General features: G+C 64.0%; 13 protein-coding genes. 3 read left to right on the plus strand and 10 right to left on the minus strand.

Annotated features, from left to right (window positions below):
• Positions 1 to 56: 56 nt before the first annotated feature.
• The 9 genes from flbD to ACTHLA_RS08565 form a co-directional block, all read right to left on the minus strand.
• A complete protein-coding gene (flbD, locus tag ACTHLA_RS08525; protein ID WP_440187343.1) occupies positions 57 to 1,427 on the minus strand; it encodes a sigma-54-dependent transcriptional regulator FlbD in 1,371 nt (456 codons plus the stop codon).
• On the minus strand, positions 1,424 to 1,753 hold the full coding sequence (gene fliN, locus ACTHLA_RS08530) for a flagellar motor switch protein FliN (RefSeq protein ID WP_440187346.1): 330 nt from the start codon (positions 1,751 to 1,753) through the stop codon (positions 1,424 to 1,426). Before fliN ends, flbD begins: the two co-directional genes overlap by 4 nt.
• Before the next feature lie 18 nt (positions 1,754 to 1,771).
• Positions 1,772 to 2,413, minus strand: a complete 642-nt coding sequence (locus ACTHLA_RS08535) for a flagellar assembly protein FliH (protein WP_440187349.1) — start codon at positions 2,411 to 2,413, stop codon at positions 1,772 to 1,774.
• Between the two features lie 111 nt (positions 2,414 to 2,524).
• Entirely contained in the window at positions 2,525 to 3,547 is a 1,023-nt protein-coding gene (gene fliG, locus ACTHLA_RS08540) for a flagellar motor switch protein FliG (protein ID WP_440187352.1), read from the minus strand.
• A gap of 8 nt (positions 3,548 to 3,555) precedes the next feature.
• Positions 3,556 to 5,253: a flagellar basal-body MS-ring/collar protein FliF gene (gene fliF / locus ACTHLA_RS08545; RefSeq protein ID WP_440187355.1), complete on the minus strand. Its 1,698-nt coding sequence runs from the start codon at positions 5,251 to 5,253 to the stop codon at positions 3,556 to 3,558.
• A gap of 217 nt (positions 5,254 to 5,470) precedes the next feature.
• Positions 5,471 to 5,752 carry a CtrA inhibitor SciP gene (sciP, locus tag ACTHLA_RS08550; protein ID WP_440187358.1) on the minus strand — a complete coding sequence of 94 codons (282 nt, stop codon included), beginning with the start codon at positions 5,750 to 5,752 and terminating at the stop codon, positions 5,471 to 5,473.
• Positions 5,753 to 5,995: 243 nt separating this feature from the next.
• Complete coding sequence (locus tag ACTHLA_RS08555) at positions 5,996 to 7,471, minus strand: flagellar hook protein FlgE (protein WP_440187361.1); 1,476 nt, start codon at positions 7,469 to 7,471, stop codon at positions 5,996 to 5,998.
• 33 nt (positions 7,472 to 7,504) lie between these two features.
• Positions 7,505 to 8,173 (minus strand): flagellar hook assembly protein FlgD, encoded by a 669-nt coding sequence (locus ACTHLA_RS08560; RefSeq protein WP_440187364.1) that lies wholly within the window; start codon positions 8,171 to 8,173, stop codon positions 7,505 to 7,507.
• A gap of 12 nt (positions 8,174 to 8,185) precedes the next feature.
• On the minus strand, positions 8,186 to 10,270 hold the full coding sequence (locus tag ACTHLA_RS08565) for a flagellar hook-length control protein FliK (protein ID WP_440187367.1): 2,085 nt from the start codon (positions 10,268 to 10,270) through the stop codon (positions 8,186 to 8,188).
• Between the two features lie 421 nt (positions 10,271 to 10,691).
• On the opposite strand from ACTHLA_RS08565, the gene flgK reads away from it, so the two are divergent.
• The 3 genes from flgK (at position 10,692) to mnmA (ending at position 15,032) form a co-directional block, all read left to right on the plus strand.
• A complete protein-coding gene (gene flgK / locus ACTHLA_RS08570) occupies positions 10,692 to 12,821 on the plus strand; it encodes a flagellar hook-associated protein FlgK (RefSeq protein WP_440187370.1) in 2,130 nt (709 codons plus the stop codon).
• An 11-nt stretch (positions 12,822 to 12,832) separates the two neighbouring features.
• The gene (locus ACTHLA_RS08575; protein ID WP_440187373.1) at positions 12,833 to 13,762 is read left to right on the plus strand and encodes a flagellin; all 930 of its coding nucleotides are present in this window, start codon (positions 12,833 to 12,835) and stop codon (positions 13,760 to 13,762) included.
• A gap of 91 nt (positions 13,763 to 13,853) precedes the next feature.
• Positions 13,854 to 15,032, plus strand: coding sequence for a tRNA 2-thiouridine(34) synthase MnmA (mnmA, locus tag ACTHLA_RS08580; protein ID WP_440187375.1), 1,179 nt, complete (start codon positions 13,854 to 13,856; stop codon positions 15,030 to 15,032).
• A 170-nt stretch (positions 15,033 to 15,202) separates the two neighbouring features.
• Here the strand turns inward: mnmA and ACTHLA_RS08585 are convergent, their stop codons facing one another.
• Positions 15,203 to 15,610, minus strand: coding sequence for a hypothetical protein (locus ACTHLA_RS08585; RefSeq protein WP_440187378.1), 408 nt, complete (start codon positions 15,608 to 15,610; stop codon positions 15,203 to 15,205).
• Between the last annotated feature and the right edge of the window lie 162 nt (positions 15,611 to 15,772).

The following is a 15,772-nucleotide window of genomic DNA, read 5'->3' on the forward strand; positions in this document are numbered from 1 at the left end:
AAAATGGTCCTCATCCGCGCCGGGGGGCGCGGTGAGGACCGATCTTTTTCAAAGTGTCAGGCGGCGCTGGCGCCCGATTGCGGCGGCGGGACGGTGAGTCCGGCGGCGGAATATTCGTTCAGCTTGTTGCGCAGGGTGCGGATCGAGATGCCGAGAATATTGGCGGCGTGGGTGCGGTTGCCCAGACAGTGCGCCAGGGTGTCGAGGATCAGCTTCTGCTCGACCTCAGCCACAGTTGAGCCGACAAAGGTGCGCGCCGCGCTTTCCGCCGCCTGCGCCGCGCGGTTGACATAGTCCATGCCGATCGGCGCCACCGGATTGAGCGGCGCACCGTCGGGCAGGCGGATGGCGTCGGCGTCGATCTCCGGCCCCATCGACAACAGCACGGCGCGGTGCATGGCGTTTTCCAGCTCGCGCACATTGCCCGGCCACGGATGCGCCTGCAATCGGCGCTTGGCCTCCTGACTCACCGGTTTGAGCGCGATGCCGTTGGCTTCGGAATATTTCTTGGCGAAATAATCCGACAGGGCCAGAATGTCCGCCGGACGTTCGCGCAAGGGCGGCAGAGCCAGGTTGATGACGTTGAGACGATAGAGCAGGTCTTCGCGGAACGTCCCCTCCTTGACCGCCTGGGCCAGATTGCGGTTCGAGGTCGCCAGCACGCGGATATTGACCGGCACGGGCTTGGCGCCGCCGACGCGGTCGATCACCCGCTCCTGCAAGGCGCGCAGCAGCTTGGCCTGAAGGCGCGCGTCCATCTCCGAGATTTCGTCGAGCAGCAGCGTACCGCCATCGGCCTCTTCGAACTTGCCGATGCGCCGCGCCATGGCGCCGGTGAAGGCGCCCTTTTCGTGGCCGAACAGCTCCGATTCCAGCAGGTTGTCGGGAATGGCGGCGCAGTTGACCGAGATGAACGGCTTGTTGGACCGCTTCGATTTTTCGTGCAGATAGCGCGCCATCACCTCCTTGCCGACCCCGCTTTCGCCGGTGATCAGGATCGAGGCGTCCGACGCCGCCACCTGATCGGCCAGTTTCAGCACCGCCTGCATGGCCGGGTCGTTGGTGATGATCGGACGCGCATCATCCGACACCGCCGCCAGCACGGCCGCGATCAGCTCGGCGTCGGGCGGCAGGGGAATGAACTCCTTGGCGCCGGAGGTAATCGCAAAGGCCGCCTTGCGCGGATCGGGATTGACGCCGCAGGCCACGACCGTGACGAAGATATGTTCGCGTTCATTGGCCTCGATCAGGCCCTTGATGTCGAGTTCATAATCGACCATCAGAAGGTCCGCGCCCTGACCTTTGCGCAAGGCCTCGGTCGCCTGCGCGCCGGTCTCGACATGGGCGACCTTGGCGCCGGCGTCCATCGCCATCTTGACCGCCGCCGACAATTGCCCGCTCAGTTTTCCTACGACCAGCAGTCTCATTGTCCCGCGTCCTCGCTCTTGATGATTTCCGTCATGGTCACGCCCAGGCGGTCGTCCACGACCACCACCTCGCCGCGCGCGACCAGCCGGTTGTTGACATAGATGTCGATGGCCTCGCCGACCTTGCGGTCCAGCTCCAGCACGCTGCCCTGCCCCAGCTTGAGCAGTTGCGACACCGACATGAAGGATTTGCCCAGCACCGCCGAGATATTGACCGGCACATCGAAGACGGGCGCCAGATCGGCGGCGGCCTTGTCGCCGTCGTCATCAACCGTCAGGCCCGTTTGCGGGGCGTCGTCGAAATCTTCCAGACCGAGATCGGCCATGACCGAACCTCCTTTTGGTTAAGCCGCGCCCTTGGCGCGCGCATCGTGATAGGCTTCCGCCTCCAGCGCCTCGGACAGGGTCCGTTCCAGCGCTTCGAAGACGAGACTTGGATTGTAGTCGGCCCGTCCGTCGGGCCAGGCGATCTCGAAGGCGCCCTTGGGCAGGGCAGGATGGTCGCGAAACTGAATCTGACCGGCGAAACCCGCCATCATGGCCGCGTCCTCGGCGGCGGCTTTCAGCGCTTCATCCGGGTTGCGCGCATTGAGCACCAGCCGCGCCGCAGGTTGTATTTCCTGCGCCAGGGCGTCGAGCGCGGCCTGCAAGGGCGCGTGCGGAAACTGCTCCAGCGCCTCGGCGGCGATCTTCTGCGCGCAGGCCAGGGCCAGCCGCACCGCCTGCTCCTTGTGCGCATGCACGGCCTGGGTCAGACCGCCCAGACCCGCCTGAGCCGCGTCGGCCATCTGCTGCACGGCGGCGGCCTGCGCCATCTGCGCCCGCGCCGTCGCCGAAGCTTCGCCCTCGGCATAGGCGGCGGCGCGGATCGCCTCGACCTCCTCCGGCGTATAGGCCTTCTTCTCGCGCTTCGGCTGCGACACGATATGCCCGGCGTCGCCAAACACCGTGCCAAACTCAAAACGCTTATGCGGAGAAGCGGTCATGCAGCGCCTCCTCCCACATAACGGACCGACAATAACTCCCGGAGCGAAGCGACTAGCGACCAAGCGGGAGCGCAGCCTGCGTGGCGCCAAGGGGCGAAGCCCCTGAACGCATCAATAAATAAGCTCATCATCGCCTCCCTGCCCGGCCAGCATGATCTCGCCCTTGGCGGCGAGATCCTTGGCGATCTGCACCATGGTCATCTGCGCGGCGTCCACATCCTTGAGCCGCACCGGCCCCATGGCCTCCATGTCGTCGCGCATGATCTTGGCGGCGCGTTCGGACATGTTGGACATGAACATGTCGCGCAAGGAGTCCGATGCGCCCTTGAGCGCCAGGGCCAGTTGGTCCTTCTCGACCGCGCGCAGCAGGGTCTGCACCCCGCCCGGATCGAGCTTGCCCAGATCCTCGAAGACGAACATCAGGGCGCGGATGCGTTCGGCGGATTCGCGGTTGCGCTCCTCCAGCGAGGCGACGAAGCGGCTCTCGGTCTGGCGGTCGAAATTGTTGAAAATCTCGGCCATCAGCTCGTGCGAGTCGCGCTTTGACGTGCGCGCCAGATTGGACATGAACTCAACGCGCAGGGTCTGCTCGATCTTGTCGAGGATTTCGCGCTGCACCGGCTCCATACGCAACATGCGCTGCACGCATTCGAGCGCGAAATCCTCCGGCAGGGCCGACAGGACGCGCGCGGCGTGATCGGGCCGTATCTTGGACAGCACGACGGCGACGGTCTGCGGATATTCGTTCTTCAGATAGTTGGCCAGCACCGCCTCGTTGACGTTGCCCAGCTTGTCCCACATGGTCCGCCCGGCGGGGCCGCGGATTTCCTCCATCAACGCCTCGACCTTTTCCTGCGGCAGGAAAGAGGTCAGAAGGCGCTGGGTCTGCTCATACGAGCCCATAATCGTGCCGGACGACGACATGCCCGACACGAATTCGATCAGCAATTCCTCGACGGCCTGCGACGACACCGTGCCGAGGCTCGACATGGCCTGCGAGATCTCCTTGATCTCCTCCTCGTCGAGCGCCTGCCACAGGGCGACATGATCCTCGCCCAGCGCGAGCAGCACCACCGCCGCCTTTTCGACGCCGGAGAGCTTCTTGGGGTCTTCGATGAGATTTTTACGCGACATGTCTCACCTTACCCGTCATGCAGCCAGGAGCGCAGGATCGACACCGATTCCTCCGGGTGGCGCTCGACGAATTCCGACACCTTCTTCACCGACGAGGCGCGCACCTGGCCCTCGATGCGGGCGATGTCGATGCGTTCCTCGGCGGCGCCGACCGGCGCCAGTTGTCCGCCTCCGCCCGCAATCGCCGGAAAGCCGCCGCTGGCGTCGGCCACAGCCGCCGCTCCGCCGCCGCCCGCCGCAGCGCCCGCTCCAGCCGGAACCATCTGCATCTGCCCGTTCGGCCCGGCGAAAGCGATCAGGGACGGCTGGGTTCCGATGAATTTCAGCAGCGGGCGCGCGACCAGGAACAGGGTCAGAACCGCCACCACCAGCAGCACCAGCATCTCGGCGCCGCGCATGATGTCGTTCTTGTCGAAGTCGAACAGAGACTTTTTCGCCAGTGTTCCGGCGCCGTCATCGACATCATGATTGAAGCTGATATTGACCACCTTGACCGGATCGGGATCGCCGGGCTGCTGATAGGCGGCGATGGCGTTGGCGACCAGATCGTGAATATTCTGAATATCGGCGGGCGACCGCTTCTGATAGGTGGTCGGCCCCTTGCCGTCCTTGGGCGGCACGGCGATGTCGTCAACCGCCACCGACACGGACAGCTTCTTGATCTGGCCCGGCCCGGTCACGGTCGTCGTCTTGGTGGTCGAGATTTCGTAATTGGTGATTTCCGAATCCTGTTTGGAATTATTCCCCGAAGTGGTCGGAATCGTCGGCGCCTGCTGCGTATTGGGGATATTGGCCGAGGCCGTGGTCGCCCCGCCCGCGTTCGGATCGGAGGACGATTCGGAGTTGGAATTGGTCGAGGTCGAGCGCACCACCTGCCCGTCGGGATCGTATTTGACGCTTTCCTGCGTGGTCGAGGACTGGTCGATGTCGGCGCTGACCATGACGCGCGCGGCGCCGCGCCCGACCACGCCTTCGACAATGTCGGTGATGCGCTTTTTCAGCGCGTCCTCGGCCTGGGTCTTCTGCGCCTGACCGGCGGCGTCCAGCGCATCGTCGCCCTCGCCGCCCGCCGCCAGCAGATGACCGCGCTCATCGACCAGGGTGACGTTCTCGGCCTTCAGGTTCGGCACGGCCCCCGCGACCAGATTGCGGATGGCGCGCACCGAGTCTGCGCTGAGATCGCCGCCCGACAGACCGACCACCACCGAGGCGGTCGGCTGGCCCGCCTCGTCGCTGAACAGGTCGCGCTTGGGCATGACCAGATGCACGCGCGTCGAGGAAATGCCGCTGAGCGTATTGATGGTGCGCGCCAGCTCGCCTTCCAGCGCGCGCTGATTGTCGAGATTCTGCACGAATTCAGTCTGGCCCAGAGTCGGCGCCTTGTCGAAAATCTCATAGCCGACGCTGGCGGCGGTCGGCAGGCCCTTTGAGGCCAGCATCATGCGCGCCTTGGCGACCTCGTCGCGATTGACCATGATGGTCGAGCCGTCGCCCTTGGCCTCGTATTTGATGCCCGCCTGATCGAGGGTCTGGCTGATCTGCGAGGCCTCCTTCAGGTCAAGATTGGAATAGAGCAGGGCCTGCGGCTGGGCGGCGACGTTCAGGATGATCGCGGCCATGACCGCGGCCACCCCGGCCACCGCGCCCAGAATCGCCGTCAGTCGGCCGACCCCGAACCGTTGCAGACCGTTGAAGAATGACTCCACCTAAGCACGCCCCATCATCACTCAAGACGGCAAGGCCGCCTCATTACCCGGCAATTATTTCCCAGTGCGGCGTAAATAAGGTCTTAATAAGCGCGTTAAGATTTATGAATTAAATCAAATAACAGCGATCTTTCGTCTCGCCGTAAAGGCAAAGGCCGCCCCGGTTGTCCCGGCGCGGCCTTGAAATTTCAGCCCTGCTGTCCGGCGGTCGGCGCCATCAGCGATAAGATTGCAGCCGCGTCGTGCGCAGGCCCGCCATGCCGTGGCTTTCGATCGCCTTCTGCCAGCTCAGGAATTCCTCGGACGTAATATTGTAGCGCTCGCACGCTTCATCGAAAGTCAGAAGCCCGCCGCGCACAGCGGCGACGACCTCGGCCTTGCGACGGATGACCCAACGCTCGGTGCCGACGGGCGGCAGGTCAGCAAGCGTCAGTTTTGCCCCGGTAGGACCAATCACGTATTTCTCGCCTTTGTTATCTTGGCGTTGCTCTTGAAGCATGGCGTTTTGCCTTTGACTTACCATTCACCTGCCGACCACCCTACACGAGCTGTCATAACATCCGCTTAATCGCCATAGTAAACGCAAGACTAACGATGTTGCGACTCCGCCGTTAAGGCTTTGTTCAGCATATGATGAAGGCTTACTTCAAGATTAACGCTCCTTGTGATTATCCACATCGCCAGCCAGCGATGAGTTTGGCGTCATTTTATTGAGTCATGACGCCAGATTATTACTTAAAGATTACTGCTTGATGCTCAGAAGTTCCTGCAACATCTGGTCCGCTGTCGTCACGATCTTGGACGCCGCCGAATAGGCGCGCTGGGTGGTGATCAGGCCGGTGAACTCCTGCGCCAGATCGACCGTCGAAGCTTCCAGCGTATCGGGGTCGATGGCGCCCGCGCCGCCCTGTCCGGGGACTTTCAACAGATAGGCGCCGGAATCGGTCGAGACCTGATAGGCGTTGCCGGTCACCGGCGTCAGGCCATTGGAATTGAGGAAAGTCCCCAGCGCCACCTGGGCGATGGTGCGCGTGTCGCCATTCTTATAGACGGCGGTGACCAGACCATCCTTGCCGATGCTGACCTTGGCCAGCGGCGCGAATTCCGTGCCGTTCGCCTTGACCGACTTGGTGGTCGAGTCGCTGTTGACCTGGGTGATCGCGCTGGTTCCGCCCGCCCCGAAACCGAAGTTGATGCTGCCGCCCTGGGCGCCGGTCGAGGCCGCCCAGGCTGGCGCCGCCGCGGTGCCGGTGGCGCCGGAATTGGCCAAGGTGACGCCGGTGGCCGAAACCAGGGGTCCGGTCGAGGCGCCCAGGTTGAGATTGCCGCTGCTGTCAAAGCTTAATGTGCCTGTGCCCAGTTGATGCAGATCGACAGTCGTCGCGGGCGAGGACGGCACGACCGTCACGGCGCCGCTGGTGACGTCAGGCGACGAGATTTCGTAAGACCAGGTCGAGGCGCCGGTCTTGAGCAGCGAAATCGTGACCGTATGCTCCTGACCAAGGGAGTCCGAGATGGTGGCCGAAATTGTCGAATCCGGCTTGGTGCCCGTTCCCGTCGCAGCGTTGTAGGTGGACATGGCGGTCAACGGGTCGGATGCGGAGTAGCCCGACGGCGAGGTCGCGGGCGGCCCGTTTGAACCCGCCGTGTAGGCCGTTGACGCCGCTGTCGAAACCGTCGTGGTCGAGTTGAGATTAGCGTCCAATGTCACGGCAGTCGTCGCCGAGGGCTTATTGCTCAGGTCCGAGACATTGATCGGCGCCAGCTTGGTCTGATCGGTGGCGCTGGTGTCGATCGTCCCGCTGCTATTGGCGGGCCAGCCTTCAAGATAATAGCCGCCCGCATTGACCAGATTGCCCTGCGTGTCCGGCGTGAACGAGCCATCGCGCGTGAACAGAAGCGACGAGGACGAGGTGACCGGGTTGGCTGTGTCCGAGACCACGAAGAAACCCTGTCCGTCAATGCCGAGGCTGTAGCCCGATGTGTCGTTGTTCAGCTCGCCCTGATTGGTCGTGGTCTGACGGTTGACCGCCACGACGCCGCCGGAGGTGAAGGACGACTTGGTCCAGGTGCCGGAGACCAGATCGGTGAAATTGGTCTGGATGCGCTTGTAACCGGTGGTGTTGGAGTTGGCGATATTGTTCGAAATCGTCGCCAGGGCCGTCGAATTGGCGGCCAGGGCGGTGATGCCGGACTGCATGGCGCTGTTGATGCTCATGGGTGGCTCCTAAAGAGAAGGCGATAAAGGGGATCAGGATGTGGCGGCGACGGCGGAAATGCTGGACAACGGAATGGCGGTGCCATTGACCATCAGTTCGACCGTGCCGGAATTGTTCTGAACGGAGGAGACGACGCCGCTGAGGCCGACGGCGGCGGTGACGTCGCCGGCCACATTCTTGGCCGCAACGCTGAGGGTGTAATCGCCTGCCGGCGCCGCCGCGCCCGACGAAGTGGTTCCATCCCAGGTGAAGCTGTGCATACCGGCGCTCTTGTCCGGCGCGTCGCCCGACCAGACGACATTGCCGTTGCTGTCCTTAACGGTCAGGGTGGCCGTTGCGGCGTCTCCGCCCAGAGCGTATTGCCAGCTTGCCTGCCCGCCGTTCAGCGTCGCCGTATCGACATTGGCGGTGACCGCCTTGCCGATATAGCCGACCGCCTGGTTCATCGAACTCTGCGAACCGGCATTGACCAGCGATTCCAGATACTGGTTGGCCTTGAGCTGCTGCTCGACCGAGGAATACTGCACGAGCTGATTGGTCCACTGGGTCGTGTCCATCGGCGACAGCGGGTCCTGGTTCTTGATCTGCGCGGTCAGCAGGTTGAGAAACGTGGTGTAATTGCTGGTCAGCGTGGCGGCGTCATTGGCCGTGCCGCTGGCGGACGAGGTTGGAGAGGTGGAGGATGTGACGGCGGCGACCATGATCAAGGACTCCTAGACGATAAGGTTCAACGCGAGGCGTGACGACGATGTGCGGTTGCGCAGGGCGGACAGGGCGGCGTCGAGCCCATTGTCGAGTCCGCCCTCCGCCTCAATGGCGCCCAACTGGTCGGCGTTGCGTAAGTGACGCGCCGCCTGCTGGGGATGGGGTTGCGGCTGCGACTGGGATTGGCCGCCCGGCTGCTGAAAGTTCTGCGCCATATTCTGCGCCATATTCTGCGATGTGTTTTGCGACAGGTTCGCATTGCCGCCCTGACCGGACCCGGCGGTCGCCGGATGCGCGACGCCCGCCGAGGTTTGCGCGGCGGCCTGAGCGCTCGCCTGAGACGCGCCTTGGGATGAGGCCTGCGAAGCGTTTTGCGCGTCCGTCCGCGTCGTCGCATCGTCCGCAACGGCAAGACCCGCCGCGACGTCGCCAGCCTTGACTTCGAACGGGACTGTGTTCGTTTTGACGTTTAGCGCCTCAGTCATCACCTTGACGCTCAAGGCGTCGGGCGCGACGTTCAGCCCCGCCTGCCGCAACTGGTCGCCCAGCTCGTTCAGCCGTCCGGCGAAGCTGGCGGCGGTCTGCGGGTTGTCGAAACTCAGTTGCGCGCGCGTCTGGCCGTCGCGGCCTATGCTCAGGGCGACATCGACCTTGCCGACCGAATCCGGGGTGAGCTGGATGCGGAACTGGCTCTGACCGGCGGCGGCGCGGTGCTGCACCTGCAGGCTCAGATCGGTCATGGTCTGCATCGCGGCCTGCGACATCTGGCTGGCGGCGGGCGCAGCGGGCGCCGTTGAGGTCGGCGTCGTGGGCGGCGGCGGCGTCTGGGTCAGGCCCGCCGTCTGAGCTCCGGTCGCTGAGGATAAAGGCGTCGCAGGCGCAGCCGGACTCAAGACGGCGTCGCCGGACGTGACAGGATTTTCATCGACGGCGGCGCGGCCATCGCTTTTCGGGGCGGCGGCGTCCTGCTGCGCCCGCACCGGGAGCGGCGCATAGGACACGGCCTCACTCACCGCTGAAGATTGCAGAGAAAAGGCGGACCCCGCAGGCCCCGGCTGCGCGCCTGCCAGACCGGGACGCTGAGTGACCGCGGCGGCCGACCGCGTTGCGCCTGAAATGGACCCAGAAACGGACCCCGAAGCGGACCCCAAACCAGATCCTGAACCAGACGACGACAAACGGGCGTCCTTGCTGCCGATCCTGGAGGGCGTCGTCAGTCCGGACGCGAACTGAGCGCTGATTTGCAGCGTAGCGCTTGGGGCCGAGGCGGCGGGCGCCGAAGAATCGGGCGCCGAAGGATCGGGCGCCGAAACATTGGGAATTGGCGCCGACGACGGCGCGACGGGCTGAGGCGATGGCGCGCCGGAGGCGGATGGCGCGGCTTCGCCCGGCGACGCCTGAACATCGACCGGCGCAGTCACCATCACTGGCGGCGGCGCCAAAATGGCAAGGCTGGCGTCCGGCGTCGGAGCCACGGCGCTTGCGGCGGTCGCTACGTTATTGGGCTTCTCAGCCTTGTCCGCATCGGCGCGGCGGCGACCATTGCGCGCTTCGCCCGGTTGCGTGGACGAAGAGGACGCGCCTTGCTGCGTTTCAAGCGGGGGCGCCGAGACCACCTCAGGCGCCGCCTCTTCGGTGAGCGCGCTCAAAAGCGCCGCGGGAGGGTTGGCGGCGGCGGTAGATGGGGTTGCGGCTTCAGCGGCCGCGTTCAGGCCTGTGCCGCCAGGATTTGCCTCGCCTGAAACCGGCCCCGAAATCGGCCCTGAAACTGGCCCTGAAACCAGCCCCGAAACCAGCACGGACTCGCCCTGCGATGTCGCGCCAGAGGCGGCGGCCTTTGGCGTTACAGCAGCGGCAGACGGGGTGGCGGCGCCCGAGACCGGCGCGCCTGTTGCAGCGTCGGCCGGGTTCGCGGCAAGCGGCGCGTCTGCGGCGCCGCCGGTCCCCGCCGTCGCGCCGAGCTGCGCCAGCAAGTCTGAAAATGCGGCGGCAAGACTGATCTGCCCGCCGCCCGTCTTCGACGCGTCGCGACCTGCGCCCGCTCCTGACGGAGAGGCGGCGGAGAGCAACAACGAGGCGAGGTCAAGCGACATGGCTGAGCGCAAACACATAACGGAGCCGACGCTTCGCCTGATGCGGCGAATGGGTCTGCGGGGGCGTCAACGCATTTTGCGCATCCGGTCGTCGGTGGGTTTGCAAGCGCCGGGCCACAGCTTAAACATCTGTATTTAATATATTTTTCTATTCACTTCCGTGACGCAACCCGCCGCCAAAGGTCAAATTTGCCTACAGGTTGCGGCAAAAAACGCCGCTGCCCGGCGCCGACCTCTCCTTGCCTGCGTGATGGCACACGACTTGAAACCCTCATTAAGAATTCTGCTCGCCTGCGCGACGCCACAAACCCAAGTCTATGAAAATGTTCGAATTTTCAAATTCCATCCTGATGATGACCCGGCAAAAATCGCCGGGCGCCGGGGCGCTTTTGCCTAATCGCGTCGATGCCGGAGCCGTTGCATGTCGCTGAACAGCATCATGAATATCGGCCTGTCCGGCCTGTCGACCGCGCAGAGCCAGCTCGGCGTGACCTCGGACAATATCTCCAACGTCAACACGCCCGGCTATATCCGCAAGGTCGCGACCCAGCAGAGCGTGACGGTGGCGGGCGTCGGCATGGGCGTGCAGTCCGGCAAGACGACCATCGCCGCCGATCAGTATCTTGAGGCCGCCTCCTACACCGCCGCCGGCGCCGCCAGCCAGGCCGACACCAGCTATCAATTGCTGGACCAGATACAATCGCGCTTCGGCGACATCACCGACACCAGCAATCTGTTCAATCAGGCCGCCTCCACCCTGTCCGATATGAGCCAGGCGGCGGAAAGCGCCTCCTCGACGCCTGCGCGCCAGCAGGTCGTGTCGGACCTGACCAGCTTCCTGAACACGGCCAACGGCCTGTCCAGCAACATCCAGCAGGTGCGCGCCAACGCCGACAGCCAGATCGGCTCGGACGTTGGCCAGATCAACGACCTGCTCAAGAACATCACCGACCTGAACGCCAGCATCTCCAGCGCCACCGTGACCGGCGCCGACGCCACCGGCGCCCAGACCACGCAATTGCAGTATCTCGATCAACTCTCCAAGCTGGTCGATATCTCGGTGACGCGCGAAAGCAATGGCGGCGTGACCGTGCGCACCGGCGGCGGCCTGACCCTGGCCACCGGCAATACCGCGGCCAGCCTCAGCTATACCCCCGCCAACAGCGTCGATGCGACCACGACCTTCTCGCCGATCACCGTCACCGGCGTGAACGGCGAGACGCGCGACCTGTCCGACTATGTGTCTTCCGGCGAAGTCGCGGGCCTGCTGGAAACGCGCGACAAAACCTCGGTCGCCATCAACGACCAGCTCAACGAATATGTCCGCCAGTTCACCAACACCCTCAATGCGGTCCACAATCAGGGCAGCGCCGTTCCCGCGCCCGCCAGCCTGACCGGCAAGAACACCAGCCTGAGCGCTTCGGAAGCGGTCAGCGGCTTTACCGGTCAGACCAACCTGGTCACACTGGATTCCAGCGGCAACGCCACCCACACCCTGGCCATCGACTTCAGCGCCGGAACCATGAGCCTCGACGGCGGCGCCGTGACCAGCTTCACCGCTTCGAATTTCGTCAGTCAGGTCAACAGCGCCTTCGGCGGCAACGCGACGCTCAGCTTCAACAACGGCGTGATGTCGCTGGCCGCCTCCGGCGCCGGCGGCAATGACGGCGTGGCCGTGGTCGATCCGTCCAGCAGCGGCGCAACCAAGCAGGGGCAGGGCTTTTCGCAGTATTTCGGCCTCAACGATCTGATCACGTCAAAAACGCCGACCAGCTACAATACCGGCCTGACCGCCACGGACGCTTCCGGCTTCGCCGGCGGCCAGATCGGCTTCACCCTCAAGTCCGACGCTGGCTCGACCCTGGCCAATATCAAGGTCACCCTGCCTAACCCGGCCACCATGGCCGATATGGTGACGGCGCTCAACGACACCGCGACCGGTCTTGGCAAGTACGGCACCTTCTCGCTCGATTCCAACGGCGCCCTGACCTTCAAGGGCTTCGGCAGTCCGGCCAACAGCCTGAACGTCAGTTCGGACTCGACGTCGCGCAATGGCTATGGCGCGTCGTTCAGCCAGTTTTTCGGTCTCGGCGACGTGCAGGGAACCATCGCCTCCGGCGTGCAGGTCAACACGACCGTCGCCAACGATCCGACGCAACTGGCCCTGGCCAAGGTCGATCTGACGGCGGCCAGCGGCTCGGCCCTGGCCAAGGGCGACGGCTCCAACGGTTCGGCCCTGGCCGCCATCGGCGACACGGTCGTGACCTTCGCCAAGGCGGGCCTGAACGGCGGCGGCGCCTCCACCCTGACCAATTACGGCACGAACCTCGCCGGTCAGGTCGGCGCCCTGGCCTCGCAGTCCAAGAACGACAGAGACTCCGCCGACGCGCTTCTGACCGAGGCCACCAACCGCCGCAGCGCGCAGGAAGGCGTCAATCTCGACGAGGAACTGGTCAATCTCACCACCTACCAGCAGGGCTACAGCGCCGCCAGCCGCCTGATCCAGGCGGCCAAGGACATGTACGACGTCCTGCTCAACATGATGGGTTAAGGAGACAGAATATGCGCATCTCCTCTTCGCAGGTCTGGAGCAACGCCCTCAACAACCTGATGGGCGCCGAACAGCGTCAGGTCGACGCCGGAACGCAGGTCTCGACGCAGAAGGTCGCCACCGATCTCGCCGGCTATGGCTCCGGCAGCGCCGTCATCGCCGCCTATCAGGCCTCTCTGGCCAAGACCAATGGCTATCTCGGCGTGGCCCAGACCGTCTCCGACCGCCTGACCGGACAGGATCTGGCGCTCAACACCACCTCGCAGGCCGCGTCCGACGCCAAGGACACCATCATGACCGCCCTGGCCAGCGGCGATTCCACCTCGTTGATGCAGGGTCTGCAAAGCGCCTTTTCGGAATCGCTCAACGGCCTGAACTATAAATATAACGGCACTTATCTGTTCTCCGGCGGCAATGACGACACCCCGCCGGTCAACATTTCGAGCATGTCGCAGCTCAGCGGCGGGGCGGTCACGGTCGCGTCGGTCTTCACCAACGGCTCGGTCAAGAAAGCTTCAACCATCGACGCCAACACCACCATCCAGACCGGCATGCTGGCCTCGGATCTCGGTACGAAGATGATGCAGATCTTCAAGGACCTTCAGGACTATAACGACAATCCGGCCACCGGTCCGTTCGCCTCGCCCCTGACCGACGCCCAAACCCAGTTCCTGACCCAGAAATCGCAGGAATTCTCCGCCGCCTATGACGACCTGACCAACCAGACGGCGGTGAACGGCACGATGCAGAGCCGCGTCGACGCCACCACCACCAGTCTGCAGGGCCAGGCCGATTCCATGACCAAGCTGATCGGCGACCGCACTGACGCCAACATGTCGCAGGCGGTCACCGCCCTGCAACAGGCGCAGATCGCCGTGCAGGCCTCGGCGCAGGTCTTGTCCAATCTCAACTCCGTCTCGCTGCTCAACTATCTGAAATAGCCGATACCCTAGCAATCCGCTCAGGTTTCGACTATCTAGCGCATGATTATGCGCTCAAGCGCCGCGCTGCGCGCACCACCCTATGGAATCCATGGAAGTCTGTCCCGTCCCCCTGATGGCCTCGGCCGATCTTGACGCCGCCCTCGACGCCACGCGCAAAAGCGTCGGCCTGCCCCAAGGCGCGCGCGTCGTCGCCGCCATGTCCGGCGGGGTCGATTCCACCGTCGTGGCGGCCTTGCTGCACGCGGCGGGCTATGAGACGATCGGCGTCACCCTGCAGCTTTACGACCACGGCGCGGCGCTGAAAAAGACCGGCGCCTGCTGCGCGGGTCAGGACATTCACGACGCGCGCATGGCCGCCGAAAAGATCGGCATTCCGCACTATGTCCTCGACTACGAAAGCCGCTTCCGCGAACAGGTGATCGAGGAGTTCGCCGATTCCTATCTGCGCGGCGAAACCCCGGTGCCGTGCATCCGCTGCAACCAAAGCGTCAAGTTCCACGACCTGTTGCAGGTGGCCAAGGACCTCGGCGCCGAGGCCATGGCGACCGGCCACTATGTCGAGCGCTCGGCTGAGGGCCATTTGCGCCGCGCCGCCGATACGGCGCGCGACCAGAGCTATTTCCTGTTCGCCACCACGCGCGAACAGCTCGACTTTCTGCGCTTTCCGCTGGCCGGAATCCCAAAGCCGCAGGTGCGCGACATTGCGCGCCAGCTCGGCCTCTCGATCGCCGCCAAGCCCGACTCGCAGGACATCTGCTTCGTGCCGGAAGGCAAGTATGTCAACCTGATCGACAAGCTGCGTCCGCAGGGCCGCGAGGCCGGCGATATCCGTCATATCGACGGGCGCGTGCTGGGTCGCCATGAGGGCATTACCGGCTATACGATCGGCCAGAGACGCGGCCTCAATGTCGCGGTCGGCGAGCCCCTGTTCGTCACCCGCATCGACCCGGACGCCCGCGAAATCGTGGTCGGGCCACGTGAGGCGTTACTGACGCGCGGCCTGTCTTTAAAGGAAATCAACTGGCTCGGCGACGAGCCGGACCTGATCGACGCCGCGCGCGCCAACCGGCCCGTGCTGGCGCGCGTGCGCTCGACCCGCCCGCCGGTCCCGGCGCGACTTATCCTCGCCGATGACACCGCCCAGATCGTGTTCGACGCTCCCGAAGAAGGCGTCGCCCCCGGCCAGGCCTGCGTGCTCTACGACCCCGCCGACGAAGGCCGCGTGCTCGGCGGCGGCTTTATCGCCAGCACCATCTCCGCCGCCTGAGCGCCCGCCTCGCTTTTTAAGTCGCGCTAACGCTGCGCTCCTTGAGCGGATTTTTCGTCGCGCTAACGCTACGCTCCTTGAGCAGGTTTTTTAGTCGCGCTAACGCTACGCTCCTTGAGCGCAGGCGGCAGCTTCATCGCCAGCACCATCTCCGCCGCCTGAGCGTCCGGTTAGCTCGCGTCCGACTTGGGTGTCGAGACGGTCAGTAGCAAAGCCGCCGGAAGTGACGCGATTTCGATCACGCCTAATAAAAGCCAGTCCCCGTCCAAATATGCGAGAGGGCTTAGAATGCCGACAATGATGAGCATCAGGAACGCCGAACCTGTACGCGCACGCAATCTGATCTTGCTCGCGATCCATCGTGTCAGGCCAACAATGGCGGCTGTCAGGCCAAATCCCACACCTAAAAAGACAGGGCTTAGCGCCATCAAAGCTGCCGCGTTGATACCATCCAGGCCGCTAAGACCCGGCGTTTCTTCGATTATGATAAAAGCCAGAGGTGGCAAAATGCAGCACAGCCAGCGCCCTTTCATGTAAAGAGGCCGAAGGAAGGAGCGCGCCGGGGTCTGTCGAGACATTACCACTCCGAAGAATGAGCACCGGTCCACCATACAGATCAAACCCTTCATGTAAAGTTGAATACCGGCGAAAGACCCCTTGCGCGCGAGAACACACAGAGCAGCCTTCTGCAGCCCCGAAACGACTATTTTATCCCCCTCCTAAATTTCTGCCGCATCCTA

This window comes from Asticcacaulis sp. (assembly GCF_051956075.1).
In the GTDB taxonomy this organism is placed as follows: Bacteria; Pseudomonadota; Alphaproteobacteria; order Caulobacterales; family Caulobacteraceae; genus Asticcacaulis.